This is a genomic window from Streptomyces prunicolor NBRC 13075, from assembly GCF_000367365.1.
GTDB classification, from domain to species: Bacteria; Actinomycetota; Actinomycetes; order Streptomycetales; family Streptomycetaceae; genus Streptomyces; species Streptomyces prunicolor.
This window is the reverse complement of record NZ_BARF01000104.1, coordinates 114,604-139,988: the sequence shown is the minus strand read 5'-3', so window position 1 is coordinate 139,988 and position 25,385 is coordinate 114,604. Positions and strand designations below refer to the sequence as shown.

At 69.7% G+C, this 25,385-nt stretch carries 22 protein-coding genes and 2 pseudogenes; 18 read left to right on the top strand and 6 right to left on the bottom strand.

The window, feature by feature from the left end; genetic code table 11:
* Positions 1 to 130 precede the first annotated feature (130 nt).
* From SPR02S_RS44385 to SPR02S_RS44340, 10 genes are all read left to right on the top strand, one after another.
* Complete coding sequence (locus SPR02S_RS44385; RefSeq protein WP_026151436.1) at positions 131 to 1,330, top strand: NAD(P)/FAD-dependent oxidoreductase; 1,200 nt, start codon at positions 131 to 133, stop codon at positions 1,328 to 1,330.
* A 50-nt stretch (positions 1,331 to 1,380) separates the two neighbouring features.
* Positions 1,381 to 2,352, top strand: a complete 972-nt coding sequence (locus SPR02S_RS44380; RefSeq protein ID WP_019063504.1) for an alpha/beta fold hydrolase — start codon at positions 1,381 to 1,383, stop codon at positions 2,350 to 2,352.
* A gap of 56 nt (positions 2,353 to 2,408) precedes the next feature.
* Complete coding sequence (locus SPR02S_RS44375) at positions 2,409 to 4,745, top strand: CaiB/BaiF CoA-transferase family protein (RefSeq protein WP_019063503.1); 2,337 nt, start codon at positions 2,409 to 2,411, stop codon at positions 4,743 to 4,745.
* Between the two features lie 75 nt (positions 4,746 to 4,820).
* Complete coding sequence (locus SPR02S_RS59295) at positions 4,821 to 5,423, top strand: dienelactone hydrolase family protein (protein WP_019063502.1); 603 nt, start codon at positions 4,821 to 4,823, stop codon at positions 5,421 to 5,423.
* Between the two features lie 51 nt (positions 5,424 to 5,474).
* Positions 5,475 to 6,794 (top strand): aromatic ring-hydroxylating oxygenase subunit alpha, encoded by a 1,320-nt coding sequence (locus tag SPR02S_RS44365; protein WP_019063501.1) that lies wholly within the window; start codon positions 5,475 to 5,477, stop codon positions 6,792 to 6,794.
* Positions 6,795 to 6,814: 20 nt separating this feature from the next.
* Complete coding sequence (locus SPR02S_RS44360) at positions 6,815 to 7,936, top strand: acyl-CoA dehydrogenase family protein (RefSeq protein ID WP_019063500.1); 1,122 nt, start codon at positions 6,815 to 6,817, stop codon at positions 7,934 to 7,936.
* Between the two features lie 13 nt (positions 7,937 to 7,949).
* Positions 7,950 to 9,140, top strand: a complete 1,191-nt coding sequence (locus SPR02S_RS44355; RefSeq protein WP_019063499.1) for an acyl-CoA dehydrogenase family protein — start codon at positions 7,950 to 7,952, stop codon at positions 9,138 to 9,140.
* Positions 9,141 to 9,165: 25 nt separating this feature from the next.
* Positions 9,166 to 9,699, top strand: coding sequence for an aromatic-ring-hydroxylating dioxygenase subunit beta (locus SPR02S_RS44350; RefSeq protein ID WP_019063498.1), 534 nt, complete (start codon positions 9,166 to 9,168; stop codon positions 9,697 to 9,699).
* Complete coding sequence (locus tag SPR02S_RS44345; protein ID WP_019063497.1) at positions 9,696 to 10,499, top strand: SDR family NAD(P)-dependent oxidoreductase; 804 nt, start codon at positions 9,696 to 9,698, stop codon at positions 10,497 to 10,499. The genes SPR02S_RS44350 and SPR02S_RS44345 overlap by 4 nt, the downstream gene beginning before the upstream one ends.
* Before the next feature lie 16 nt (positions 10,500 to 10,515).
* Positions 10,516 to 10,824, top strand: a complete 309-nt coding sequence (locus SPR02S_RS44340) for a non-heme iron oxygenase ferredoxin subunit (RefSeq protein WP_019063496.1) — start codon at positions 10,516 to 10,518, stop codon at positions 10,822 to 10,824.
* A gap of 19 nt (positions 10,825 to 10,843) precedes the next feature.
* Here SPR02S_RS44340 and SPR02S_RS57710 read toward each other — a convergent pair.
* Positions 10,844 to 12,031 (bottom strand): annotated as a pseudogene (locus SPR02S_RS57710) (FAD-dependent oxidoreductase).
* A gap of 23 nt (positions 12,032 to 12,054) precedes the next feature.
* The gene (locus SPR02S_RS44325; protein ID WP_019063493.1) at positions 12,055 to 13,101 is read right to left on the bottom strand and encodes an amidohydrolase family protein; all 1,047 of its coding nucleotides are present in this window, start codon (positions 13,099 to 13,101) and stop codon (positions 12,055 to 12,057) included.
* Positions 13,102 to 13,237: 136 nt separating this feature from the next.
* Here SPR02S_RS44325 and SPR02S_RS44320 point away from each other — a divergent pair, with 136 nt between their 5' ends.
* Positions 13,238 to 14,023 (top strand): IclR family transcriptional regulator, encoded by a 786-nt coding sequence (locus SPR02S_RS44320; protein ID WP_019063492.1) that lies wholly within the window; start codon positions 13,238 to 13,240, stop codon positions 14,021 to 14,023.
* Between the two features lie 42 nt (positions 14,024 to 14,065).
* Here SPR02S_RS44320 and SPR02S_RS44315 read toward each other — a convergent pair whose 3' ends face one another.
* A complete protein-coding gene (locus tag SPR02S_RS44315) occupies positions 14,066 to 15,130 on the bottom strand; it encodes a DODA-type extradiol aromatic ring-opening family dioxygenase (RefSeq protein ID WP_026151435.1) in 1,065 nt (354 codons plus the stop codon).
* Positions 15,131 to 15,520: 390 nt separating this feature from the next.
* Here SPR02S_RS44315 and SPR02S_RS44310 point away from each other — a divergent pair, with 390 nt between their 5' ends.
* Positions 15,521 to 16,318, top strand: a complete 798-nt coding sequence (locus SPR02S_RS44310; protein ID WP_019063490.1) for an SDR family NAD(P)-dependent oxidoreductase — start codon at positions 15,521 to 15,523, stop codon at positions 16,316 to 16,318.
* A 160-nt stretch (positions 16,319 to 16,478) separates the two neighbouring features.
* Here SPR02S_RS44310 and SPR02S_RS61080 read toward each other — a convergent pair.
* The 3 genes and pseudogenes from SPR02S_RS61080 to SPR02S_RS44295 all read right to left on the bottom strand — a co-directional run.
* Positions 16,479 to 16,642: pseudogene (locus tag SPR02S_RS61080) on the bottom strand (CoA-transferase); the annotation flags it as partial.
* A 46-nt stretch (positions 16,643 to 16,688) separates the two neighbouring features.
* Positions 16,689 to 17,291 (bottom strand): carboxymuconolactone decarboxylase family protein, encoded by a 603-nt coding sequence (locus tag SPR02S_RS44300; protein ID WP_019063489.1) that lies wholly within the window; start codon positions 17,289 to 17,291, stop codon positions 16,689 to 16,691.
* Between the two features lie 28 nt (positions 17,292 to 17,319).
* A complete protein-coding gene (locus SPR02S_RS44295) occupies positions 17,320 to 18,654 on the bottom strand; it encodes a hydroxymethylglutaryl-CoA lyase-like TIM-barrel protein (protein WP_019063488.1) in 1,335 nt (444 codons plus the stop codon).
* A 181-nt stretch (positions 18,655 to 18,835) separates the two neighbouring features.
* On the opposite strand from SPR02S_RS44295, the gene SPR02S_RS44290 reads away from it, so the two are divergent.
* The 6 genes from SPR02S_RS44290 to SPR02S_RS57695 all read left to right on the top strand — a co-directional run bounded on the left by SPR02S_RS44290 (position 18,836) and on the right by SPR02S_RS57695 (position 25,371).
* The gene (locus tag SPR02S_RS44290) at positions 18,836 to 19,660 is read left to right on the top strand and encodes an SDR family NAD(P)-dependent oxidoreductase (RefSeq protein WP_019063487.1); all 825 of its coding nucleotides are present in this window, start codon (positions 18,836 to 18,838) and stop codon (positions 19,658 to 19,660) included.
* Positions 19,653 to 20,597, top strand: coding sequence for an amidohydrolase family protein (locus tag SPR02S_RS44285; protein WP_019063486.1), 945 nt, complete (start codon positions 19,653 to 19,655; stop codon positions 20,595 to 20,597). Before SPR02S_RS44290 ends, SPR02S_RS44285 begins: the two co-directional genes overlap by 8 nt.
* Complete coding sequence (locus SPR02S_RS57705; protein WP_019063485.1) at positions 20,594 to 21,967, top strand: FAD-binding oxidoreductase; 1,374 nt, start codon at positions 20,594 to 20,596, stop codon at positions 21,965 to 21,967. Before SPR02S_RS44285 ends, SPR02S_RS57705 begins: the two co-directional genes overlap by 4 nt.
* Before the next feature lie 134 nt (positions 21,968 to 22,101).
* Complete coding sequence (locus SPR02S_RS57700) at positions 22,102 to 23,454, top strand: FAD-binding oxidoreductase (RefSeq protein ID WP_063746306.1); 1,353 nt, start codon at positions 22,102 to 22,104, stop codon at positions 23,452 to 23,454.
* A gap of 47 nt (positions 23,455 to 23,501) precedes the next feature.
* Entirely contained in the window at positions 23,502 to 24,512 is a 1,011-nt protein-coding gene (locus SPR02S_RS44270; RefSeq protein ID WP_078623176.1) for an ABC transporter substrate-binding protein, read from the top strand.
* Positions 24,513 to 24,528: 16 nt separating this feature from the next.
* Positions 24,529 to 25,371 carry an ABC transporter permease gene (locus SPR02S_RS57695; RefSeq protein WP_019063482.1) on the top strand — a complete coding sequence of 281 codons (843 nt, stop codon included), beginning with the start codon at positions 24,529 to 24,531 and terminating at the stop codon, positions 25,369 to 25,371.
* The last annotated feature ends 14 nt before the right edge of the window (positions 25,372 to 25,385 follow it).

Here is a 25,385-nt window from a genome sequence, read left to right as displayed (position 1 = left end):
CCCGCGCTCCTCTTCAGCCGGATTGATCCACTGGGGATTCTGGGCGTCGGCCGAGCGGGACGGGAGCCGCAGTTCCGGCCAGTGGCACTCGTCGTTGTGGCCCCTGCGACCCCGCTCCAACACTGTCGGCGTGTCCATATTGATTGTTGGCGCCTCAGCCGCAGGCATGCGAACCGCACAGGCCCTCCGACGCGAGGGGTACGACGGTGGGATCACTGTCGTGGGGGAGGAACCCCACCATCCCTACGACAAGCCGCCGTTGTCCAAGGAGATGCTCGCGCCGGACGGTGACGCGGCACCGGTGCCGCTGCTGTCCGGGGACGAACTCACCGCCCTCGATGTCAGCCTCCGGCTGGGAACACGCGCCGTCGCCCTCGATCCGTCCCGGCGGGTCGTGGTCACCGACGCCGGAGACGAGGTGGCGTTCACGGAGTTGGTGATCGCGACCGGGGTCAAGCCCGTGACGCTGCCGGGGGCCGAGCCGCTCGCCGGCGTCTACACGATCCGGACCGCCGACGATGGCCTGGCACTGCGAGCAGAGTTGGCGCACGCCTCCCAAGTGGTCGTGATCGGTGCCGGGTTCATCGGTGCCGAGTTCGCTTCGGCGGCCCGGGCCCATGGCGTCGAGGTGTCGGTCGTGGAGGCCCAGGACGTCCCGATGGCGCACGTTCTCGGGCCCGAGGTGGGCGGCATGCTGGCGAGGCTGCATGAGCTTCACGGCGTCGCCGTCCACAGCGGGGTGCGCTTCTCCCGCTTCGAGGGCGCCGGGGGTCGGGTGACCGGGGTCGCGCTGTCCGACGGCCGCGTTCTGCCCGCCGATCTCGTGGTCGTCGGGATCGGGGCGCGACCCGCCACCCAGTGGCTGGAGTCCTCCGGGCTTCCGATTCAGGACGGGGTCGAGTGCGACGCGAACCTGAGGGTCGTGGGCAGGACGGGCATCTACGCGGCCGGGGATGTGGCTCGGTGGCAGCACGCTCTTTACGGGAAAGGCGTCCGTATCGAGCACTGGACGAATGCCAACGAACACGCGGCGATCGTAGCGGCGAGCATTCTGGGAAAACCCGCTCCACCCGCCCAGGTTCCCTATGTGTGGTCCGATCAGTACGGGCGGCGGATTCAGATCACCGGTAGACCGGCGATGGGTGAGGTCAAGGCGGTGCGCGGTGGTATCGATCAGGATTCCCTCGCCGCTGTCTATGTCGATCGTGAGGGAACGGTCGTAGGAGCCGTCGTCGTCGACGATCCGCGGACATTGATGAAATGCCGTAAGGCTGTCGCGAAAAGGATCGACATCAGGGAAATCGATATCGGCCTTGCCGTGACGTACTAGGCCTACGTGCTGAGCCGCCGCTGAATTTCTCGACAAAGGAGTACGAAGGAATGGCACTGACAGAAGAAGGAATCATCGACGTACCGGGTATGGCGAGCCATTGGATCCGGCTGGGCAGCGGCGCCAAGGCGCACTACATGACGTCGGGTACCACCGGGCCCGCGGTCGTGCTGCTGCACGGCGGTCTGCCGGGGTCGTCGGGGACCGCGGGGTGGCGGTTCATGGCGCCGTTCCTCGGCGAGAACGGTTTCCGGGTGTACTGCCCCGACATGCCCGCCTTCGGTCTGTCCGACACGGCCAGGGAGTACTGGCCCGCCGGGGTGCACAGCCACGTCGACTTCATCCAGGAGTTCGTCACGGCGCTTGGACTGGACAGGTTCCACCTGGCCGGCAACTCGATGGGGTGCATGAATACCACGAACTATGTGGTCGCCCACCCCGAGAGGGTGCTCAGCTTCGTGCTGATCGCGGGAGATGTCGGTGACGTCGTCCCGGCGGGGAAGAAGCCCCCGGCCAAGGTTGAGCTGACGCACTACGACGGCACGCGGGAAGGCATGCGCCGCATGATGTCGGCGATCATCTACCGCAGTGAGGCCGTGAGCGATGACGTGATCGAGATGCGGTACCAGGCCGGCCAGCGCCATTTCGAGGCGCACAAGGCGTTCTTCCCGAGCATTCTCCAGTATTCCCGGACGATTCCCTGGAAGGACCCGAACATCGCCGCCCGGCTGTCCACCAAGGGCAGGCTGGACAAGCTCACGATTCCCGGCATCTATCTCTACGGAATGGATGACGTGCTCACCCCGGTCGAGTGGGGTTACGAGCAGGAGAAGGCGCTGCCGAACGTTCAGTTCTTCTACCCGGAGGAATGCGGCCATCAGGGCCAGACGGACCGTCCGGATGTGTTCAACCCGGTTTTCCTTGAGTTCTTCCGGGACGGGATCGTTTCCCGGCGGACGGCTGATGCCGCAGGAGTGTCCAAGCATCGGCCGGAGAATCCGGATCTCGTCAGCCAGGAATAGCGGGAACGGGGTGGATCGGTAGATCACTCACGTGACGGGAAACAGGAGACTCGAACATGCTCGACGACATAACCGTGGTCGAAATCGGCCGGCGCGTTTCGACGGCCTACTGTGGCAAGCTGCTGGTCGACGCCGGGGCGACCGTCGTGAAGATCGAAGAGCCGGGCGGCGACCCGCTGCGGGGCAGCGATCCGGCGTATGCCGCGTATCTGCACGCGGGCAAGCGGTCGGTGACTCCCGGTCCGCTCTCCTTGCTCACGTTGCTCGCGGACCGCGTCGACATCGTCATCCGAGACAGCGACGAGGCGGACACCGGCCATCGGATCGCCGGATGGCGGGAGCGCAACCCCGATCTGGTCGTCGTCACGCTGTCGGACTATGGCCTGGACGGTCCCGCCGCGTCGGCGCCGGCGACGGAGTTCACGCTTCAGGCGGAGGCCGGGCTCACGGTGCTGCGTGCCACCGGCGACCGGCCACCCGTCGCCACGAGCGTGGACCTGGCCGAACTCACCGGCGGTCTCAGCGCGGCCGTCGGAGCGGTCATGGGCCTGCTGAGCAACCGGGCCGGCGAGCCGGGGATCGACATCGACGTGTCCAGGTTCGAGGCGCTGATCGCGCTGCTCCAGTACCCGTGGCTCTTCGCGCAGGTGGAGCACCACTACCCCTACTCGATTCCGCAGAACGCGGTGCCCGGCATCGAGCGGGCCAAGGACGGCTGGATCTGCGTGGTCAGCGTCACCGAGCCGCAGTGGAACGGCTTCAAGGCGATGGCCGGCGTACCCGAACTCGACGACGAGCGCTTCGACGCCTTCAGCCACCGGGTGAAGCTCAGCGAGGAGATCACCCCGCTGGTACGGAGATTCACCGAGCGGCACACGATCGCCGAGCTCGTGGAGATGGGCGCCGCGCACCGCGTGCCGATCGTGCCGGTCGGGACGCCGGAGACGCTGTCCGAACTGATCCCGTACGCCAGCCGGAACACCTACATACACAACGAGGCGGGCGGAGGCCGATTCCTTCAGCCGCGCCCGCCGTTCCGGATCGACCACGAGGGCGACTGGGCCCCGAAGCCGCTGCCGCGGGTCGGCGAGGACAACGGCACGGACTGGGGAGCCCGCCCGGCCCGGCCGAAGCCCGCCGGTAAGGGGGTGGATCCGCGCCGGCCTCTGAAGGGGCTGCGGGTCGTGGAGTTCGGGACGTTCCAGGCGGGGCCGTTGGTGGGGGCGGCGCTGGCCTCGCTCGGTGCCGACGTGATCAAGATCGAGGCCGTCAGCCGCCCCGACCTGATCCGGTTCACCGGATGCCCGCCCACCGTCGACCGATTCTGGGAGCGGTCGGGGCAGTTCATCGGCCCGAACGCCGGCAAGCGCGCGATCACCGTGGACCTCTCCGATCCCCGAGGCCTCGAGATCGCCAAGAAGTTGATCGCGAGCAGTGACGTGCTGGTCGAGAACTTCGTACCGCGTGTCCTCGACAGCCGGGGGCTCGACCACGAGGGCGTACGTCGACTGCGGCCCGACATCGTCATGGTGCGCATGCCGGCCTGGGGCCTCACCGGCCCGTGGCGTGACCGGCCGGGATTCACGTACACCGCCGACGCGGCCTCGGGGCTGAGCGAGATGTCGGGCCACCCGGACGGGGAGCCCCTGCTCAGCGGCACGATAGTCGACCCGCTGGCGGCGCTGGTCTCGACGTTCGTCACCGTCGCCGCGATCCTTCGCCACCAGCGCACGGGGGAGGGCGCGTTCATCGAGGTGCCGCTCTGCGACGTGGCCCCGCAGCTCACCGCCAGGCCCGTGATCGAGACCTCGTACACCGGCCGCGTGAGCACCAGGACGGGAAACCGCAGCCTGTGCGCCGCACCCCAGGGCATGTACCGGTGCGCGGACGGGAATTGGGCGGCCGTCTCGGTGGGGACGGACGAGCAGTGGGAGGCACTGACCTCTCTGCCCGCTCTCAAGGCCTGGGCCGGTGACGAAAGGCTCGCCGACCTCGCCGGCCGTCGGCGGCACCACGACGAACTGGACGTACGGCTGGGCGAGTTGTGCGCTACGACCGCCTCGGTCGAGCTGGTGGCCATGCTCAGAGGCATCGGTGTTCCGTCGGCGCCGATGGCCGTCGGCAGCGATTTCATCGAGCACCCGCAACTCGTCGCCCGCGGCAGGGTGTACGAGATGGACCACCCGGTGGCGGGCGTGGTGAAGCACATCGGACCGGCCATGCGGTTCTCGCACGCACCCGAGGCGTCCACACCCAGGAACGCTCCGCTGTTCGGACAGGACAATCACGAAGTCCTCCACGAACTGGGCTACAGCGACACCGAGATCCAGACCCTGACCGACGACAAACTGCTGGGAGACGCCCCGTTCGGACTCCCCTTCGACCGAAGTTGAAATGGAGACCGCGTGGAATTCCTGAGGATTGCACCGGAGATATCGGAGGTCGCATCGCCCCGGGGTGTTCTGCGGGTGGCGGAGATCAAGCTCGGAGGGGTGCCGCGCGGCGCGGTCGTCGTGCTCTGCGACGCCGACGCGTTGGAACAGGACGCTCCTGAGGTGATGAACGGCCTGGCCGAGCACGGCTATGAATCGCTCGCCGTCGACCTGTCGTCCCCCGGGCCCGCGCGGGACGACGAGCTGCTGCGCGATGTCGCCGCGCTGCTGGGCCGGTTGGGCGAGCGGGGGTGGTCTGCCGAGCAGATCGGCCTGGTCGGGTACGGCTTCGGCGGGCGGGTCGCCCTGCTCGCGTCGGCGGAGTTCGGTCTCGGCGGCGCGGTGAGCGTCGCGCCGACGGGCGTCGAGGTCCCGCCGATCCCGCTGCGGGCACCGTGGCTGGGCCTGTTCGGCGACCTCGACGGGAACGTACCTCCGCAAGCGGTGCGGGAGTTGCGCGAGGCGTTGGATTCCGGCTCGCCGGTGCACTCCGAGACGGTCGGTTATCCGGGCGTCGGCGCGGGATTCCACCGTGACGCGCCGAAAGTGCTCGCGCACGCCGCGGCATTCGATTCCTGGCAGCGGACGGTCGAGTGGCTGAATCTCCGGGTGGTTCCGGCCGCCGGAACCAGAGGATGACGGACCGTCGGCCGTACGGAACCGTAGCCGTCAGAGCGAGGAAAGGGATGAATGCCGGTGTCTGAGTACATTGTCGATGACCGGGAAATGCCGCGCTTCCGGGTCAACCGGAAAACCATGACCGACGGCGAGGTGTTCGCCCGGGAACGCGAGCTGATCTTCAATCACAGCTGGCTCTACATCGGACATGAGACGGAACTGCGCAAGCCGAACGATTTCAAGACCCGTACGGTGGCCGGTCGCCCGCTGATATTCGCGAAGGACGCCAAGGGAAAGGTGCGGGTATGGGTCAACTCCTGCCCCCACCGCGGCGCCATGCTGTGCCGCGAGTCCGGCGGGAACGCACGGTTCATGACCTGCTTCTACCACGGCTGGAGCTTCAGCAGCTCCGGCGATCTCGTCTCGGTACCGGGTGACGACGGGTACGGCCCGGACTTCGAGCGGCCGTCCCTGGCGGCGCCCGCGAAGGTGGACTCGTATCGCGGATTCGTGTTCGTCAGCTTCGATCCCGGCATCGTCGACCTGCCGACCCATCTCGCGGGCGCCAAGGATCTCCTCGACCTGGTCTGTGACCAGTCCGAGGCCGGCATGCGGATCCTGGAGGGCACCCACGAGTACTCGGTCAAGGCGAACTGGAAGCTGCTCGTCGAGAACAGCGTCGACGGCTACCACGCCGTGTCCACGCACCAGCGCTACTTCGAGATGATGACCGCGGCCCACGGCGGCTTCGCGCCGACCGCGCTCGGCCAGTCCCGGGGCATCGACCTGGGCAACGGCCATGTGGCGATAGCCGGCGAGCCGAGCACCGGCGGACTCTTCGGACGTCCGCTGTCCGAGGCCGGCAAGGCGGAGAAGACCGAGCGCTTCGACCGGTTCCGGGAGAAGTACGGCGACGCCTGGGTGGACCGGATGGGGGGCGCCCGGAACATGGTGATCTTCCCGAACCTGGTCGTCATCGACCTGGTCATGGGCGTGGTGGTCCGCCGGATCGAGCCGCTGGCGCCGGACTGCATGGAGGTCACCGCCTGGCACCTGGCCCCGCCCGAGGAGGGCGAGGAACTGCACAAGCAGCGCCTGGACAACTTCCTCACCTTCTGGGGACCGGGCGGCCTCGCCTCCCCGGACGACGTGGAGGCGCTGGAGACCTGCCAGCGGTCCTACGCCGCGCAGCGCGAACTGCCCTGGTCGGACGTGTCGCGGGGCATGAGCAGGTCGGCCCCGACGGGCTCGGACGAGTTCCAGATGCGCACTTGGTGGCGGCGCTGGAACGAGCTGATCACCGGCGAGAAGCTGCCGCCCGAGGAGCACGCGCCGCTCGACGGCGTGCACACCGGCAACAGGCAGTCGCCCGACCACGCCACCGCGCAGTAACAGCGTCAGGAGGAGAGACCATGTTGGATCTGGAGCCCACCGAGGAACACCTCGCGGTGGCCGAACTCGCCCGCGGCCTCGGGCTCGAACTGCTGTCGCCCGCGGCCCGCGAGGCCGAGGCGGAACAGGCGGTGCCCGAGGGCGTATGGCGGACCCTGTTCGAGACCGGCCTGACCGTACCCGTGCCGGAGGAGTTCGGGGGCGGCGGCATACCGGACACCGTCACCCAGATGATCGCTGTAGAGGGACTGGCGTACGGGGACGCAGGGATCACGCTTGCCGCGATCTGGAGCGGGTCGGCGGCGCTGCTGCTCGCCCGGCACGGCACCGAGGAACAGACCGCCCTGCTGCGGGAGTTGGCGGGGAACCCGGACTCGCGGGCGGCCGTCGCGCTCTACGAGGGGCACGGCCGCGCGCCCGCCGAGTTCACGACCTCCATCAGCCGTACGGCGGACGGTAGTTGGCGCGTGCAGGGGCGCAAGGTCGCCGTCGCCTTCGCCGACCGGGCCGACCCGCTGATCGTGGTCGGCGTCGAACCGGAGACAGGCAAACTGCGGGCCGTATTCGTCCCGCCGTCCGACCCCGGAGTGGTGATCGCGGCGGACGGTCGCGGACTGGCCCTCGACGCCGCGCCGACCGCGACCGTGTCCTTCGACGTCACTGTCCCCGCGGACAACCTGGTCGGTGTGGCCGAGGACGACGCGGTGGCGCTCGCGAACACCGTCGGCCGGATCCGGCTCGCCGTCGCCGCAGCGCAGGTGGGCACGGCGCAGCGCGCGGTCGAGTACGCCGCGCAGTACGCGACCGAACGGATCGCCTTCGGCCGGCCGATCGCCGGGTTCCAGGGCGTGTCCTTCCCGCTCGCGGAGGCGCAGATCCGGATCGAGGCGGCCCGGCTGGAGATCGCGGAGGCGGCCACGCTGCTGGACGGCGGCGAGTACGGCGACCGAACGGAGACGGTGACCCGGGTCGTCAACTACGCCGGTGAGGTCGCCGCGGAGGCGACCAGGACCGCGGTCCAGACGCTCGGCGGACATGGCTTCATCGTCGAGCACCCGGTGGAGCTGTGGTATCGAACGGCCGCCGCGCTGTCCGCACTTGACTTCGACCCGCTGTGCTCGTCGTTCGAGCCGGCGCTGTGAGCTGAGGGAACCCATGAGCCTTGATTTCGCGCTGAGCAAGCCGCTGGTCGACTACGGCCGGGCCGTCAAAGAGTGGTCGGCCACCGAGTGCCGTCCGTACGCCCGAGAGGCGGACGACCGGCACGCGCCGCCCGCCAACTGGCCGGAGATCCTGGACACTTCACCGGTGCCGCTGGGCCGGGTCGACAAGCCCGAGGCCGGGCAGGTGCCGGATTTCGACGAGGGCTACTGGGTCACCAAGCTGGTGTTCACCGAGAGCATCGGCTACGGCGACATCTGGGTCTCGCCGACCCTCGGTTCCGGGATCGGCCACCTCGTCGTCGAGTCGATGGGCACCCCCGAGCAGCTGGAGAAGTGGTACGAGCCGGTGGTGTCCTCCGGACTGCCCACCGGATTCGCCCTCACGGAACCGCAGTTCGGGACCGACACCTCGATGGTGGCCACCACCGCGACCCGGGACGGCGACAGCTGGGTCCTCAACGGCAGCAAGATCTTCTGCAGCTCCGGCGCCAGCAGTGAGTACGTCGTGGTGTTCGCCACCACCGACAAGTCGCTCGGCGCCAAGGGCATCAACGCCTTCGTGGTGCCGAAGGGCACCCCCGGCTTCGTCGTGACCCGGCCCAACGAGCACAAGCTCGGCATCCGCAGCTGGGGCACGTCGGCGCTGGCGTTCGACGACTGCGCCATACCGCTGGAGAACCGGCTCGGCTGGACGGCCGACGGGTCCGTCCCGGCCAAACGGAGCGGACAGAGCGGCGCGCTGGGCGCCCTGGCCTACAACAGGCCCAACATGGCGGCCCTCGCCACCGGTCTCGCGCAGGCCTCGCTCGACGTGGCCGGCGAGATCCTCGCCGGACAGAAGGCGGGATTCACACCGCGGCGCTGGTCGGCCGTCGAGGCCGAACTGACGAACATGAACCACGCGCTGGAGCGCGGCCGCAGGCTCAACTACAAGGCCCAGTACCTCGTCGACGCAGGTAAGCCGGACCGCGCCCTGGCGGCGATGGGCAAGGGCTACTCGCCGCAGACCTGCGAGCGGGTGATCCGGCGGTGCATCCAACTGCTCGGACCGGAGGGCACCAGCCAGGATCTGCTGCTGGAGAAGTGGTACCGCGACGTGAAGATCATGGACATCTTCGAGGGCTCCGGACAGGCCCAGCGCATCGTCGTCGGCCGCACCCTGATGGGCCGCGTGGCCGGCTGACGCCGACCGGACAGGAGCATTGACCATGACCGAAGTCCAGACACCGCCCGCGACCCGGCCGGCGATCCCGGATGCCCTCGTACGGTCCGTCGAGCGGTTCCTCTACGAGGAGGCCGAACTCCTCGACCAGTGGCGGCTGCACGAGTGGCTGGAGCTCTTCACCCCCGAGGGGCACTACCTGGTGCCTTCCACGGACCTCCCGGAAGGCGACCCCGCCAAGGACCTCTTTCTGGTCCAGGACGACTGCTTCCTGCTGGAGCAGCGGGTGAACTCCCTGCTCACCCGTGCCGCGCACGCGGAGTATCCGCACTCGCGGACCCGCCGACTGGTCGGGAACATACGGGTGTCGGAGCGCGAGGACGGCCTTCTCGGCGTCCGGGCGAACTTCGCGGTGCACCGGGTCCGCAACGGAACGCTGGACACCTACATCGGCCAGTACCGCCACATCCTCGAACCCCAGGACGGCTCGGGCCGGGGCGGATTCCGTTTCGTCGAGCGCAAGGCGGTGCTCGATCTCGACGCACTGCGTCCGCACGGGAAGGTCAGCGTCATCCTGTGAACAGGCTCGATGGCAAGGTCGCGATCGTCACCGGCACCAGCCCCAACATCGGCGGTGCCATAGCGAAGGGCTTCGCCGCCGAGGGCGCGAAGGTCGTGTGCACCGACGTCTCGGAACCGACGGCGCAGACCTGCGTGGAGAAGATCCGGGCCGACGGCGGCGAGGCCTTCGCGGTAACCGGTGACGTGACCGATCCCGAACACGCGCGGTCCGTGGTGGAGTTGGCGACCGACCGCTGGGGGCAGGTCGACATCCTGGTGAACAACGCCGTCTGGTTCAACCAGAAGGGCCTGCTCACCATGCCGGTCGACGAGTACCGGCGGCAGCTCGACATCATCCTCGGCGGCGCCTTCCTGTTCACGCGCGCGGTCGCGGAGAGCATGATCCGCACGGGCACGGCGGGCAGCGTCATCAACGTCCTGTCCACCGCCGCCTGGCAGGGACAGCCGGGGAACATCGGCTACTCCACGGGCAAGAGCGGCCTGATCAACTTCACCCGCTCGGCCGCGATGGAACTCGCCGAACACGGCATCAGGGTCAACGGCTTCACCCCTACGGCCACCCAGCCCGAGGACCCGGAACTCGCGCGCCGGATGGCCGACGCGCTCGGCCGGCCCGGCACCGGCACCTACCCGATGGACTTCACGGGGCAGTTCCCGATGGGCCGGCTGCCCACCCCGAGCGATTACGTCCCCGCGCTGGTCTACCTCGCCGCGGACGAGTCCCTGATGGTCACCGGCACCAACATCACCGTGGACGGCGGCGCCACCGCCAAGTACTGGCCCTGGACCCCGCGTTAGAGAGGACCTCAGCACGATGGAACGTCACCTTGCCTGCACGGTGGACGAGATGGGGAAAGGCACGTCCCGCACGCTTGACGGTGACGTCCCCGTCGCGCTGTTCCGCAGCGACGAGGGGGAGTTCTACGCGACCGCGGACTCGTGCACCCACGAGCAGTGGTCACTGGGCGAGGACAGCGACCTGGAAGGAGACGAGATCCTCTGCCCGCTCCACATGGCCCGCTTCGACGTCAGGACCGGCCGGCCGCTGTGCTTCCCCGCCACGATCGCCTTGCAGACGTACGCAGTCGAGATCGAGGACGGCAAGGTCTACGTCATCCGCTGAGCGGATCACGAACCGGCGGTCAGAGCAGGGACCTGGTCTCCAGGTCCCTGCTCAGCAGCAGGTACTCACGCAGCCGGTCACGGTCCCCGGTGACCTGCCGGTAGTGCTCGACCTCGGCTTCCAGCCGTGTCGGATCGTCCCTGTGGAGGGCGAGCCGCATGCTGTCGGACGACAGCGGGGACGCCATGTCGAGGAAGGCCCGCAGCCGGGCCTCGGCGTAGGAGCCGAGCAGTTGACCGGACGCCCCGTCCTCGATGACGGCGGCCAGCGCTTCGGCCAGGACGAAGGAGTCCAACAGGCCTCCGGCCAGGCCGAGTGCGCTGCTCGGATTCGTCACGTGGGCGGCGTCCCCGGCGAGCAGCACCCGCCCCGCCCGGAAGCGGTCGGCCGCGCGCTCGTGCACCCGGTAGGCGGACCACCGCGTCAGCCCGGGATCGCTTCCCTCGGGCAGCACCGCCTTGAAGACGGCGGGCATACGGTCGATCACGGTCTCCTCGGGCAGCGACCTGCTCTCGGCGTAGGTGTAGCGCCACAGGCCGCCGGACCGGTCCAACTCGCCGATCAGCGCCCCGTGTTCGGGGTCGATCTGGAAGGACGCGCCGGCGTGTCCCAGAGTGGAGAGATCGAACCGCAGGTCGGTCACCACGAGTCGGTCCTCCCACGTCAGACCCGTGAAGCCGAGGCCGACCGCGCGCCGGACGACACTGTGCGCGCCGTCGGCGCCGACGACCCGCCCCGCGCGCAACGTCCGCTCCCCGTCCGGCCCTTCGGCCGATATCGTCACCGCGTGGTCGTCCTGGACCAGCCCTGTCACCCGGGTGTTCCAGGCGATCCGGGCATGCGGGAATCGGCCCAGGTGCGCGACGAGGATGTCCGTGAGTGTCTCCTGCGACAGGTTGAGGAGGTAGGGGTGCTCGAACTCGTCGGCGAACACGCCGAGTTCGAAGACGATCCGCTCGCCGGTGCGCAGCACCTTGTAGGACCACTGGTGGACCGCGAGGCCGGCGTGCGTCATGTCGTCGAGCAGGCCCAGTCGCCCCAGTCCCGGCAGTGCCGATCAGTGGTGGACCATGTCCCGGGGTCCGGTTCCGCCGCCGCAGAATTGGGCTTCGAGCATCGTCACGTCGGTTCCGGCTCGCGCCAGCCCGAGGGCCGTCGCCAGCCCCACCGGCCCGGCACCCACGACGATCACGTTCTTCTCCGGCATGACGTTTCCTTCGGTTCCCGCGGTCAGCGCTTGATACGGAGGAAGTCGAGCGCGTTCGTCCCGAGGACGGACGTCGCCTGCTCCGGCGTGATGATCGCGTGTGCGGCCGCGTCGCGCACCAGTTCCGGTACGTCCTCCAGCAGCCCCGGGAAGAACGGGTGGTCGGTGCCGACCATGATGTGGCCGCTCCCGAAACGCCGGGTCAGCAGCCGCAGGTGCTCGGGGTCGAAGACCAGGGCGTCCACCCACAGCGACCGGACCAGCTCGTCGTAGGCGGAGCCGGGGCGGTCCGAGCCCAGGCCGGCCCCCAGCCGCAGTCGCGGATACACCCACGGGAAGGCACCGCAGCCGTGGGCCAGCGCGATCCGCAGCCCGGGGAAGTCGTCCAGGACACCGCCGAAGACCAGGGCGGCGGCGGCCATGGCTGTGTCGGTGAGCATTCCCATGCCGAACTCGTACGGCTGGCCGGTACGGCGGATCACTCCGGTGCCGCCGTCCATCGGGTGGACGAAGAGCGCGGCACCCAGCGACTGGGCCGCCCCGAAGAACGGGCGCAGACCGGGATCGTCGAGTTCCCTGTCCGCGATGACCGTGCCGATCTCGGCTCCGTACATGCCGGGCAGGCTCATGATCCGGCCCAGTTCCTCGACGGCCGCGTCCACGTCCTGCAGCGGGACCCCGCCCAGACCGATCAGACGACCGCCCGAGGCGGCCACATCCGCGGCCAGGGCGTCGTTCGTCTCGCGGGTGTAGGCGGCGGCCTGCTTCGCGTCGGCCCAGTACGTCAGGGTGACGGGAACCGGCGAGACCACCTGTAGGCCCACCCCGGCCAAGTCGAGTTCCGCCAGTCGCGCGGAGACGTCCCACAGCGGCGGGCGCACCTTCCGGAAGACGTCCTCACCCCGCATGATCCGGCCGCCGCCGTCGGCGTCCGCCAGGAGCGAGGGCCAGCGGGGGGAACCGGTCAGCCGGCTCCAGTCGGGCAGGCCGGCCGGAAAATGATGTGCGTGGACATCGACGATAAGCGGACTGTTGTCAGGGCGAGTCGTGTGCCGTTGTTCGTCAGTCACATCGGCACGTTACGGCGCCGGTGGCGGGTATGAGGAGAGCTGGTTCTGCTGGATGGAACCTGCCATTTCTCTTGAAACGAACGGTTGATCCTGATGAAATGACACGAAACACGGCTAGGCATGCAATGGAGCGGCCATGGGCAATGTTGTGGATCAGGCGCCGTCCATCCTGTCCAAGGCATTCGATCTTCTGCGTGCGTTCAATACGCAAGAGCGCGTGATGAGCTTCACCGAGCTCGTCAAGGTGTCGGGCCTGCCCAAGTCCACCGTCCACCGGCTGCTCGCCCGCCTGGTGGAGCTGGGTGTGATCGAGCATCACCGGTCCGGCTACAAGATCGGCCTCGAATTGTTCCAGCTCGGCGCGACCACGCCGGCGGCCAGCATGCGCGATGTCGCGATGCCTCTGCTGACCGGTCTGCACCGGCGATTCGGTCTCACGGTCCGCCTGGCCGTACTACGCCAATTCAATGTGGTTTACCTGGAAAAGCTGTCCCGTCACAGTGCTCCATTCTCGGTGTCCGGAGTGGGTTCGATACTTCCGGCGAATTGCACGGCCATAGGAAAGGCCCTCCTGGCGTACGAGGATCTGGACGATCTGGAGGCTTTCCTCCCGAATCCCATGCCGATGATGACGCCGCGGTCCATCACGGATGTCGGCACGCTGCTGGCCCAGCTCCGTGAGATCCGGGGCGGTGTTCTGGCGCGCGAGTCCAATGAGGCCATGCCCGGTCTTGCCTGCATGGCCAGCCCGATCGTGGTCAGGGGCTTCGCGATGGGAGCCGTGTCGATCAGCTGTCGGAGCGGTACACGCCTCGACCCGGCGGTCGAGACGGAACTGCGCGAGACGACGGCCCAGATCTCCAAGGAGATCCGGGCCGGTCTGGCCGGGGGACGCGCGGCCTGGTTCCCGCGCGAGGCATGAGCCTCCCCCGCGCCGTCTCTGAGAGGGCAGTTTTCGGGGCCGTCACCGGAAAATCGCGAAGGCCTTGTTCGAGTTCAGGATTTCCGTCTGGACGAAGTCGCTCCACTGGAGTTCGAGGCCGAGTTCGGACATGGCGCCCAGCAGGCAGAACCAGTTGAGCATTTCGTGCTGGCCGGCATCGATGACCTCCCGGCTGGTCACCTTCGTCCAGGTGTCGTGATCCCCGGCGACCATCGCGTCGTACAGCCTGCGGTCGGCGTCGGTGTCCGGCCGCAGATGCCAGTCCTTGTCGTTGAGGAAGGCGTGCGACCAGCTAGATGACGCCACGAGCGCGACCCGCTTGTCGCCGGCGCGCACGGACCGGGCGATGGCCCTGCCCAGTTCGACGCAGCGCCGCGGAGTGGGGCCGGGCGGGTCGAGCTGCTCCCCGGCCTGGATGTCGGCGAACCGGGCGATGCCACCGTGACGTGCGATGACGTGCTCGCCGTAGCAGTTCACGGCCACCGGCACGATCGGGTAGGGGAATTCGCGCCCGGCGTTGTCGTAGTCCAGGAAGATCTGTGTGTTGGCGAAGGCATGCGGGAAGTGGATTCCCTTGCGCTGCTCGTAGGAGTAGGCGACGTCCACGCCGCCCGTGATGACGTCCCCGACAAGGCTCTTGGCGAAGTCCGGAAGGCCGCGCATCGTAAACGTCATGTCGTCCGGCAGACCCCAGGCGTTGGGCACCTTCAGCAGCCTCAGCACCGCGAACGCGTCGACCTCGGTGTCGTCGTAGGCGAGGACGCAGAAGGAGGGGATGATCTCCTCGCGGAAGTTCTCGTACTGGTCGTCGCCCCAGACCACGACGACGTCCGGCTGGAACTCGTCGAGCGCCGCCCGGCACCGGTCGAGCCCGGCGCGCAGCTGGGCACGGTGCCGGGCTGCGGCAGCAGTTCCTTCGTCGTCGCCCCATTCCCGCTGGGCCAGTTCGGGCCAGTTCTCGGGGAGTTTGCGGTCCGCCGGGATGTCGGGATCCTTCAACGTCGTCTTCAGCAGGTTCGCCATGTGCGTGTCGGCGCCGGCCAACATCGGGTAATGCGTCAAGCCAAGACCGAGCACTTCTGCCATGCCGGGCTCCTCCGTCGAGGGGTGGGACGCTTCCCTGTCTACCGCCGCGACCCGGGCGGCATCGACCCGTAGTTCTGCTGCGCGGAACTCACTGTTGGCACCGGCCCGGACCGCTTCCAGGATGACGACCATGCGGATGACCGGCCGGCTGGCTGTGCGACGTCTCCCGTGCCTCTCTGGTGCAATGGTGATCGGCCTCACGTCCTCAATCGTCCAGGCCCAACTGGGCGTCGGACAGGCCGACTTCGGCACCCTGCTGGGGGCTGGGACGTCACCTTCGGCGACACTGCCGCCGACCACGCCTCCAACGGCAGGCCGGTGGCAGGCTTCCCCGCGTATGGGAGGCCGAGGCGGCCTGAAGACACCGAGCACGACGAGGAACGGAGCCCCATGGATCTGCAACTGTCCGGCAAGCGCGCCCTGGTGACCGGCGGCAGTCGTGGCATCGGCAAAGCCGTCGCCATGGCGCTCGCCGCCGAGGGCGCCTACGTGGCGGTCGCCGCGCGGTCGCGCCAACGCCTGGAAGCCGCGGCCGAGGAGATCGGCCGGAACTCCGGACGGCCCGTCCACGCCCTTGTCGTGGACACCGGTGACGACGGGTCGGTCGCCGCCATGGCCGAGCGAGCCCGCGATGTACTGGGCGGGGTGGACATCCTGGTCAACGCGGCCGCGACCCCGTCCCAGCCCCGGCCGCCCCGCCTGGCCGAGATCACCGGCGAAGCGTTCTGGACCGACGTCAACACCAAGGTCCTCGGCTACCTGCGCTGCGCACAGGCGGTCGCGCCGGGCATGGTCGCGGCAGGCTGGGGACGCATCATCAACGTCAGCGGGCTGAACGCGCGCACCACCGGCTCCATCATCGGCTCGATGCGCAACGTCTCGGTCGCCGCGATGACCAAGAACCTGGCCGACGAGCTGGGACCCCACGGCGTCAATGTCACGGTCGTTCACCCCGGCCTGACACGCACCGAGGCCACACCCGCACTGATCGCAGGCCTGGCCGAGGCCCAGGACATCGCACCGGCCGAGGCCGAGCAGCGCCTCGCGCGCCGCAACACCCTCGGCCGGATCGTCGTCGCCGACGAGGTCGCGGCCGTCGTCGCCTTCCTGGCGTCCCCGAAGAGCGTGGCCATCAACGGCGACGCCATCGCCTGCGGCGGCGGTGCGCCGGGAGCGATCCACTATTGAGGCGCCGCACCCGTACAGGGTCAGCGAACGTCGGTGACGGCGCCGGCGGGCACGGGCGCGGTGGTCTTCGCCCTGATCTCGTCGTACGCCACTTCAGGCGCGGTCTCGATGAGGACGAGGCCGCCGGTGACGTCGAGGACGCTGAGGCGGCCCCGTCTACGCCGTAGTTGTCGGAGACGACAGACAGTCCGCTCGCGCCCAGTCGTAGAGCGCGGAGATCACGACGTTCGGCACCCCGCCGAGGCCGAAGCCGCCGACGGCCGGCGAGGCGCCGTCGCCGATGTCGTGCACCGCTTCGGCCACGGTCGCGCAGATCTTGTTCACGGGACGGACTCCTTGGCCACGGGCGGTGTCTCGTTTCGTGGCGAGTTCAGGCGCCGTTCCGTGGCAGGTCCGGCGCGGGGACGTCGAACAGGCGGAGTTGGAGGGCGAGCGTCGCGTAGTAGCCGACGAGTGTGGACAGTTCGAAGAGCACGGTCTCGCCGAGCGCCTTGCGGGCGGCCTCGTACCAGGTGTCGTCGAGGTGCCGCGGTGGGGCCGCGAGCGTGCGGGCCGCCGCCCAGGCCGCGTGCTCGAAGGGATCGGTCAGCCTCGGGTCGGCGCTTTCGCCCAGCGCGCGGATCTCGGCGTCGGTCAACCCGGCGGCACGGCCGGCCGGTTCGTGGGCGTACCGCTCGAAGGCGCTGTCCCAGACGGCGGCGACGACGAGGACGGCCGTCTCGCGCACCCGGGGCGACAGCGTGGTGCGGTAGCGGATCGCCGCGCCGAGACCTTGGAGCGCGCTGCCCGTTCGCGGGCTCAACAGCATCGCGTTGAAAGGGCCGTTGAGGTGTCCGTCCGCGTCGGTGAGGGCGAACGACTGGGGTCCGGCGGCGCGCGGTCCGCCGGTGATGTCCGCGTAGAGGGCACGCTGGTCGGGATCGAGCCGCTCCGGGTGGAGCAGGGGGAGGCGGCCGGTGGACGTCGGGGGCATCGGGGCTCCGTAGGTTGAGGCCGGGTGGTCAGGCCTGTTCGGTCGCCTTCTGCGCCAGGGCGGCCAGATCGCCGTCGGCGAGCAGCCGCTCTTCGCGGGCCATCACCTCACGGGCCGCCCGCAGTACGGCCTCGACCTGCGCGGGTTCGAGGTCGACGCCCAGGGCGGCCAGCTTGTCGGCGAGCGTGTAGGGACCGCTGTCCGGAGTGAACGGCGTCCTGCGCTCGTTGCCGACCAGCGCGGGCTCCAGACAGTTGTGCAGCAGCGGGTCGACGGCGGTCTCCTGGGTGATCAGGTCCATGCCTCCCCAGGAGAAGGCGTTCGTGCCGGTCACGGGGTGGTTCCAGGCGACGTGATAGCCGGTCAGGGCCTCACCGGCCCGGGCGAGGTCCGTCAGCCGCTCGGACCTGATCCCGGTGCGCACCCCGTAGAGCGCCTCGAAGGCCATGGCGGTGGCGGCCAGATCGGCGTTGCCGGGACCTCCGCAGTAGCCGTTGACCGACAGCTCGACCACGTCGGCGCCGGCCCGGACGGCGGCGACCGCGCAGGCCACGGCGAGCCCGAAGGTGTTGTGGGGGTGCAGCCCGACCTGGACCCCGGGGGCGAGTTCCCTGGTCCGGGTGACGAGGTGGCCGTAGGCCTCGGGGCTCATGGCGCCGGGGCCGTCGAAGAGGGTGAGTTCGGTGGCGCCCGCCCCGGTCAGGACGGCGACCGACTCCTCCAGGACTACGTCGGTGAGGTACGAGACCATCAGCATCGGTACGACCGCGTCCAGGCCCCGGTCACGGGCGTGCCGGATCAGGGGCACGGCGCGGGCCAGTACGTCGGCGCGGCTGCGCGGGGTGTCCGCGGAGCGCCACTCCTCGCCCTGCCAGGAGCGTTGGTAGACGGCCGGGTTGTAGATCAGGGAGGCCTCGCCGAAGCCCTGCACCCAGATCTGGACGGCGTCGTAGCCGGCGTCGGCGGCGCGGTCGATGTCCTGCGTGGTGCGCAGCAGAGGAAGGACCGTCCGGCAGTCGGGGTTCTCGCCCTTGACGGTGTCGACCTCGGTGCGCAGGGCCGCGTCGTCCCGGCCTGCGATACCCGCCGTCACGACCTCGCGGACGCCCGCGCCGACGAGCCGGCGCAGATAGGCGGCCTTCGCCTCGGCGGGGGCCACGACCCCGGGCAGGGTCTCGACCGACCTCAGGGTGGCGTCCCGCAGCCGCACCGAAGCGGGCATCGAACCGCCCGTGTCCGGGTGCCGGGTGAGGGGACTGACCGACCAGCGGCCCGGCTCGTAGGCGCCGGGTGCGCGCCTGGCGGCGATCTCGGCCCGGAAACGGGAGATCTCCTCGTCGGTGAACACGGCCGGCTTGTCCATGAGTCCCTCCCGGTAGGCGTTCCCTAACTCTCTCTCCGAGTGTCCATCCAAACATTCTGTCGACACTCACGCAAGAGAGTTGGGCCATGCCTGCGATTATTCGGCTCAGTGTTTACTTTCTGTCGACACTCGCTGAAACTGTCGGCAGATGCACGCCCACCTTGAACCGAGGGAGACCCCCGTGACCGAAGACGTGCCCCCGGCCCGGCCGGGCCGCCTGGCCGGGCGTATCGCCGTCATCAGCGGCGCAGGCAGCGTGGGCCCCGGCTGGGGCAACGGACGTGCCGCCGCCGTCCTCTTCGCCCGGGAAGGTGCCACCGTCCACCTCGCCGACCGCGACGAGAAGGCGCTGGAGGTGACGGCCGACCAGGTCCGCGCGGAGGGCGGAACAGTGCGCACGGATCTGCTGGACGTGACCGAACCCGCCGCCGTGCGGGAGTACTTCGAGGAGACCGGGCGCCGGGCGGGCCGGATCGACATCCTGGTCAACAACGTCGGCGGCTCCCGGGCGGGCGGCGTCGTCGACCTCTCCCTGGAGGAGTGGGACGACCAGCTCCGCGCCAACCTCACCAGCGCGTTCCTGGCGTGCAAGTACGTGGTCCCGATCATGCGGAACGGCGGGGGCGGCTCCATCGTCAACACCGCCTCGGCGTCCGGGCTGCGCTGGACCGGCGCGGCCCAGGTCGGCTACGCGGCGGCCAAGGCCGCGGTCATCCAACTGTCCCGCGTCACCGCCGTCGAGCACGCGCCCGACAACATCCGGGTCAACACCGTGGTGCCGGGACAGCTGCACACGCCGATGGTCGAGGCACGGCTCGCCGGTCAGCGGGCGGACGGTGACGTGGCCAAGCTGCTCGCCCAGCGGCAGGCCCGGATCCCCCTCGGCTTCATGGGCGACGGACGGGACACGGCGTACGCCGCCCTCTTCCTCGCCTCCGACGAGGCGCGGTTCGTGACCGGCACGGAGATCGTCGTGGACGGCGGAATGACGGCCCGCTGTGACTGAGCCCATCCTCGACCGTGCCCGCCCCGCGCCCTCGCCGGGCTGCCCGCCCCCGCACCCGGCACCGCGCAGGCCCGCCCTGGTCCTTCCTCCCGACAGCTGCGACGCGCACTGCCATGTCTTCGGCCCCGCGGAGGTCTTCCCTTACGCGTCGGAGCGCACCTTCACCCCCGTCGACGCGCCGAAGGAGCAACTGGCCGCGCTCCACGCCCACTTGGGGCTGACCCGGGCCGTGATCGTCCAGTCCTCCTGCAACGGCTCCGACCACCGGGTGCTGCGCGATGCCCTGGACGCCGGCGGCGGACGGCTGCGCGGAGTGGCGCTGATCGGTGACACCACCACACGCGCGGAGATAGAGGAGCTGCACCGGGCCGGCGTACGCGGCTTCCGCCTCAACTTCCTGCCGCATCTGCGCACCGCGCCGACCCGGCAGGAGATCGACTCCGTGCTGGAGCGGGTGGACGGCCTCGGCTGGGTCGCCGAACTCCACGTCGCCGGCCGTGAGGTGGCCGACTACGCACCGCTCATCCGCTCCCTGCCGGGACGGGTGGCCGTCGACCACCTCGCCAGGGTGGACATCGCGGAGGGACCCGGCAGCGCCGCCCTGCGCAGTCTGCGCTCGCTGCTGGACACGGGCGACGTCTGGCTCAAGGTGAGCGGCGCGGACCGGGTGTCCCGGCAGGGTCCGCCGTACGCGGACGCCGTGGCGCTGGCCGCCGCGTTGGTCGCGTACGCCCCCGAGCGCACCGTCTGGGGCACCGACTACCCCCATGTGAACATCGCCGGGTCCGCCCCGGACGACGGTCTGCTCGTGGACCTGCTGACCGAGATCGCCCCCGATCCCGCACGGCTGCGCGGGCTGCTGGTCGACAACCCCGCCGAACTCTTCGACTTCCCCCGCGACGACGAACCCCTCGCACCGCACCCGGAGCACCCATGACGCACTTCGACGGCTCTCTCCTCGCCAGGGGCTCCGACGGCTACGAGGCCGCACGCCTCGGCGCGGTCTGGAACGCCCGCAAGCCCGACCGTCACCCCGCCCTCATCCTTGTGGCCGGGAGCGACCGGGACGTCCAGGAAGGCGTACGGCTGGCCGCCGCCCGGGGTCTGACGGTCTCCGTCCGTTCCGGCGGGCACAGCTGGATCGGCACCGGGGTGCGCGAGGGCGGTCTGCTGATCGACCTGTCCGCGCTGGACGAGGTCACCATCGACGCCCCGGCCCGCCGTGCCACCGTCCGCCCCGCGGTCCGGGGCTCCCGCTTCAACACCTTGCTCGCGGACCGCGGCCTGGTCTTCCCCAGCGGTCACTGCCCCTCGGTGGGCATGGGCGGTTTCCTGATCGGCGGCGGCTACGGCTGGAACTCGCGCGCCCTGGGCCCGGCGTGCTTCAGCGTGGAGGCCGTCGACGTGGTGCTGGCCGACGGCACCCTGGTGCACGCCACGGACGACACCCACCCGGACCTGATGTGGGCGGTACGCGGCTCGGGCCCCGGCTTCTTCGGCGTGGTCACCCGCTTCCATCTGCGGGTGTATCGGGCGTACGACCAGATTCTGCGCAGCGCCTACGTCTTCCCCCGCGAACTGCGCGACGAGGTTCTGGCGTGGGCCTACGACGCCGTACCGCACATATCGACGTCCCTGGAGATGTCGGCCAAGGTCGCCCACACACCCGGTGTCGAGCACCAGACCACGACGGTCACGGCCGCCGCGTTCTGCGCCGGCGAGGCGGGCCCGGAGATGCTGGAGCCGCTGGAGAAGGCCCCCTTCCTGCGGCATGCCCTGCGCCGGGTCGAGCGGGTGCCCGCCACGCTGGACGACCTCTACGCGCTGTCCGACACGCTCACCCCGCAGGGCAACCGGTACGCCGTGGACGGGGTGTGGACCGGGGCGCCGGTGGCGGAGGTGCTCGACGCGGGCCGTGACGTGCTGGACGGGTTGCCCACCCGGGAGAGCTTCCTGCTGTGGATGCTCTGGGGCGGCCAGGCGACGCGCGAGAACGCCTGCTGGTCCACCCAGGCGAGGCTCTACTTCTCGCCCAACGCCGTGTGGCGCGACCCCGCCGACGACCTGGCCGCCGAGACCTGGGCCCATGACGCGCTGCGCGGGACGGCCTCCGTGGCCCACGGCACGCAGTTCGCCGACGCCAATCCGGCCGACCGGCCGGACCACGGACTGGAGCCCCCGCAGGCGGACCGCCTGGAGCGGCTGAGGCGGCTCCACGACCCGCGGGGCCTGTTCCGTACCTATCTGTCACCCGAGGAGTCCACCACGGCGCTCGCCCGGCATCGGCAGCGCACCGCACTCGACTAGTGTCGACAGATTGCCGACAATGGGAGCGTTCGACCTCTTGACCCTCAAATAGTGTCGACAGTACCGTCGCGTTGACTGCACCACACAAGGAGACAAAGGTGTCCAGGCCGTCCGAAGCGAATCATGCCCAGCGTATGCGGGGAGCCGTCATCCGTCGTGGAGATGCTTCCTATGAGTCGGCCCGTCTCGACGCGGTGTGGAACGAGCGCAAGCCCGCCCGCTTCCCCGACGTCATCGTCCTGGCCGAGGACGAACAGGACGTCGCCCTCGCGGTACGGCTCGCCCGCGCCGAGGGACTACGGGTCTCCGTCCGCTCCGGCGGCCACAGCTGGGTCGGCAACGGAGTGCGCGACGGCGGACTGCTGATCGACCTCTCACGCCTCCAGGACATCACCGTCGACCCCGACACCCGTACAGCCACCGTCCAACCGTCCGCCAAGGGGCCGGCCATCCAGGCTGCGCTCGCCCCGCACGGACTGTTCTTCCCGACCGGACACGCCCCCACCGTCGGCATCGGCGGCTTCCTCCTCGGCGGCGGCTACGGCTGGAACTCCCGCCACCTCGGACCGGCCTGCCTGAGTATCCGCGCCGTCGACGTGGTCCTCGCCGACGGCACCCTGGTGCACGCCACCGACGACAACCATCCCGACCTGCTGTGGGCGGCGCGGGGGAGCGGACCCGGCTTCTTCGGGATCGTCACCCGGTTCCACCTGGACGCGCACCCGCGCCCCACGAAGATCGTCCGCACGGTGCACAGCTACCCGCTCGCCCTGCGCGACGAAGTGCTTGCCTGGTCCTACGACCTTCTGGAGTCCCTCCCCACCACTGTGGAGTTCTCCGCCAAGGTCGGCTTCACCCCAGGTCTGGACACCCGGACCGTCTCGCTCACCGCCACCGCGTTCTGCACCCCCGAACACGGACCGGAGGCGCTGGCCCCGCTGGAGAGCGCGCCGTTCCGCGACCGGGCGCTGCGGGCCGTTGTCGGGCAGGAGACCGGCATCGAGGAGCTCTACGACATCGCCGACCGCCTCAACCCGGCCGGTCTGCGCTGGGCGGTGGACGGCGTGTGGGCCGACGGACCCGTCGAGGAGATCCTCACCGCCGCGGCGCCCGTCCTCGACACCATCCCCGACGGCACCAGCTTCGTGCTCTGGATGCTGTGGGGCCACTACCCGCCGCGCCCCGACGCCTGCTGGTCCGCACAGGCCAAGGCGTACCTCTCGCCCAACGCCGGCTGGAGCGAGGCGGCCGAGGACCTGCGGCACGAGAACTGGGTGCACGGCTCCCTGGCCGCCGTACAACACCTGTCCAGGGGACTGCAGTTCTCCGACAACAATCTCGCCGACCGTTTCGACCTCGGTCTCAGCGCCGACAACGCCGAACGGCTGGAGAAGATCCGCGGCGCCTACGACCCCGACGGGTTCTTCCGTACCTACATGACCCCGGCCGAGTCCACCACGGCCTACGCCTTCGCCTCGCGCTCGTAGAGCCGCATTCCACGAGCGGTCACATCCGTGCAAAGGAGCACACCCTCATGCCGAAGAGCCCGAGAAACCCATGGAGCCGACTCTCCGTCGCCTGTGTGACGCTCGCCCTCGCCGCCTCGACCGCCGCCTGCGGATCGGGTGCCTCCTCGACCAGTACCAGCAGTGACGGCACGACCAAGGTGACCGTGCTGCGCTCCAGCGGCGCGCTCTTCGAACCGCTGTACATCGCCCAGCAGCAGGGCTACTTCAAGGACGCGGGACTCGACGTCACCATCAAGGTGGGGGCCCAGGACACCTCGCAGAACGCGCCGTCCGTCCTCAACGGCGAGGCGCAGTTCGCCATGACGGACAGCTCCGGCTTCCTCAAGGGCGCGGCGAAGAACCTGCCCGTCCGCATCGCGACCGGGCTGGTGTCCGCCACCACTAGGACCGAGCCCACCGACGGACTGCTCGTCAAGAAGAACAGCTCCATCAAGTCCTTCGCCGACCTGGAGGGCAAGACGGTCGGACTGGCCGCGCTGGGCGGCACCATCCAGTTCATCACCGAGTACCTGGTCGAGAAGGACGGTGGCGATCCGAGCAAGGTCAAGTTCGTCTCCCTGCCGACCACTTCGCTCAACGACGCGGTGAGCAGTGGCAAGACGGACGCGGTCTACTCCTTCGGCGCCTTCTACGCGGCGGGCAAGCAGGCCGGCCTGCGCTCGATCGGAGACGGGATGAACGACCTGCCCGGCATCACCCAGGGCCTGATCTTCTCCAGCCAGAAGTACCTGTCGGGCAACTCCGCGACGGCCGCGAAGTTCACCGGTGCCGTCGCCAAGGCCCTGGCCTACGCCAACGCGCACCCCGAAGCGGTCCGGGCCGTCGACAAGAAGTACACCCAGTTGTCCGCCGACTACATCGACAAGGCACCCGTCCCCTACTACGACAAGAACATCAACACCACCGTCATGCGGACCGTCGTCACCAAGATGCACGGCTACGGGCTGCTGAGCAGCGAGCCGAAGGACGACGCCCTTTACTGGCAGAAGGCTCCGACCGTCACCACCGGCAGCTGAGGGGGCGAACCACACGATGGTCACCTCCACCACGCGACAGCGGTCAGCCCCCGGGCGGGCGCCGTTGACCGGCCGCGCCCGGGCCGTCGGACAGGGGCGCACCGGACTCCTCCTGCTCCAGGCGTCCACCGTGCTGCTGGTGCTCGCGGTCTGGGCCGCTCTCGCCGCGGCCGGTTTCGTGAGCAGCACCGCACTGCCCGGCCCGGGAGCGGTGTTCGGCCGGTTCCCCGAGCTGTTCGGCGACGGCGCGTACTGGCAGGCTGTGCTCGACACCCTGCGCGGAGCGGTGACCGGGTTCGTCCTGGCCGTCGTCGTCGGAGTCCCGCTCGGCCTGGTCACCGGGACGTACGCGGCGGCCGAGCGGTCCACCCGGCTGCTCGTCGACGTCCTGCGGTCCTTCCCGGTGATCGCGCTGCTGCCGGTGTTCCTGCTCGTCCTCGGCTCGACCCCGACGACGAAGAGCACCGTGGTCTTCATCGCCTGTGTCTTCCCGGTCTTCCTCCAGGCGCAGTACGGGGCCCGCTCGGTCACACCGATGGTCGCGGAGACCGTACGCGGCTACCGCATCCCCCGCCTGCTGCGCTTCCACCGGGTGATCCTGCCGAGCGCCACCCCCTCGATCATGACCGGGCTGCGACTGGCCGCCACGACCTCCGTCCTCGTGGCCATCGGCGTGGAAGTGCTCACCACGCTGCCGGGCATCGGCCACGAGGTCGTCCAGGCGCAGCAGGGCGATGCGTCGGCCACGGCCTACGCGTACATCATCACCGCGGGCGTGATCGGCTACACGATCAACCTGCTGTCCCAGGTCGCCGAGCGGCGGCTGCTGCGCTGGCGTCCCCCGGCGCACACCGACTGAGGCAGGGAAGGAAC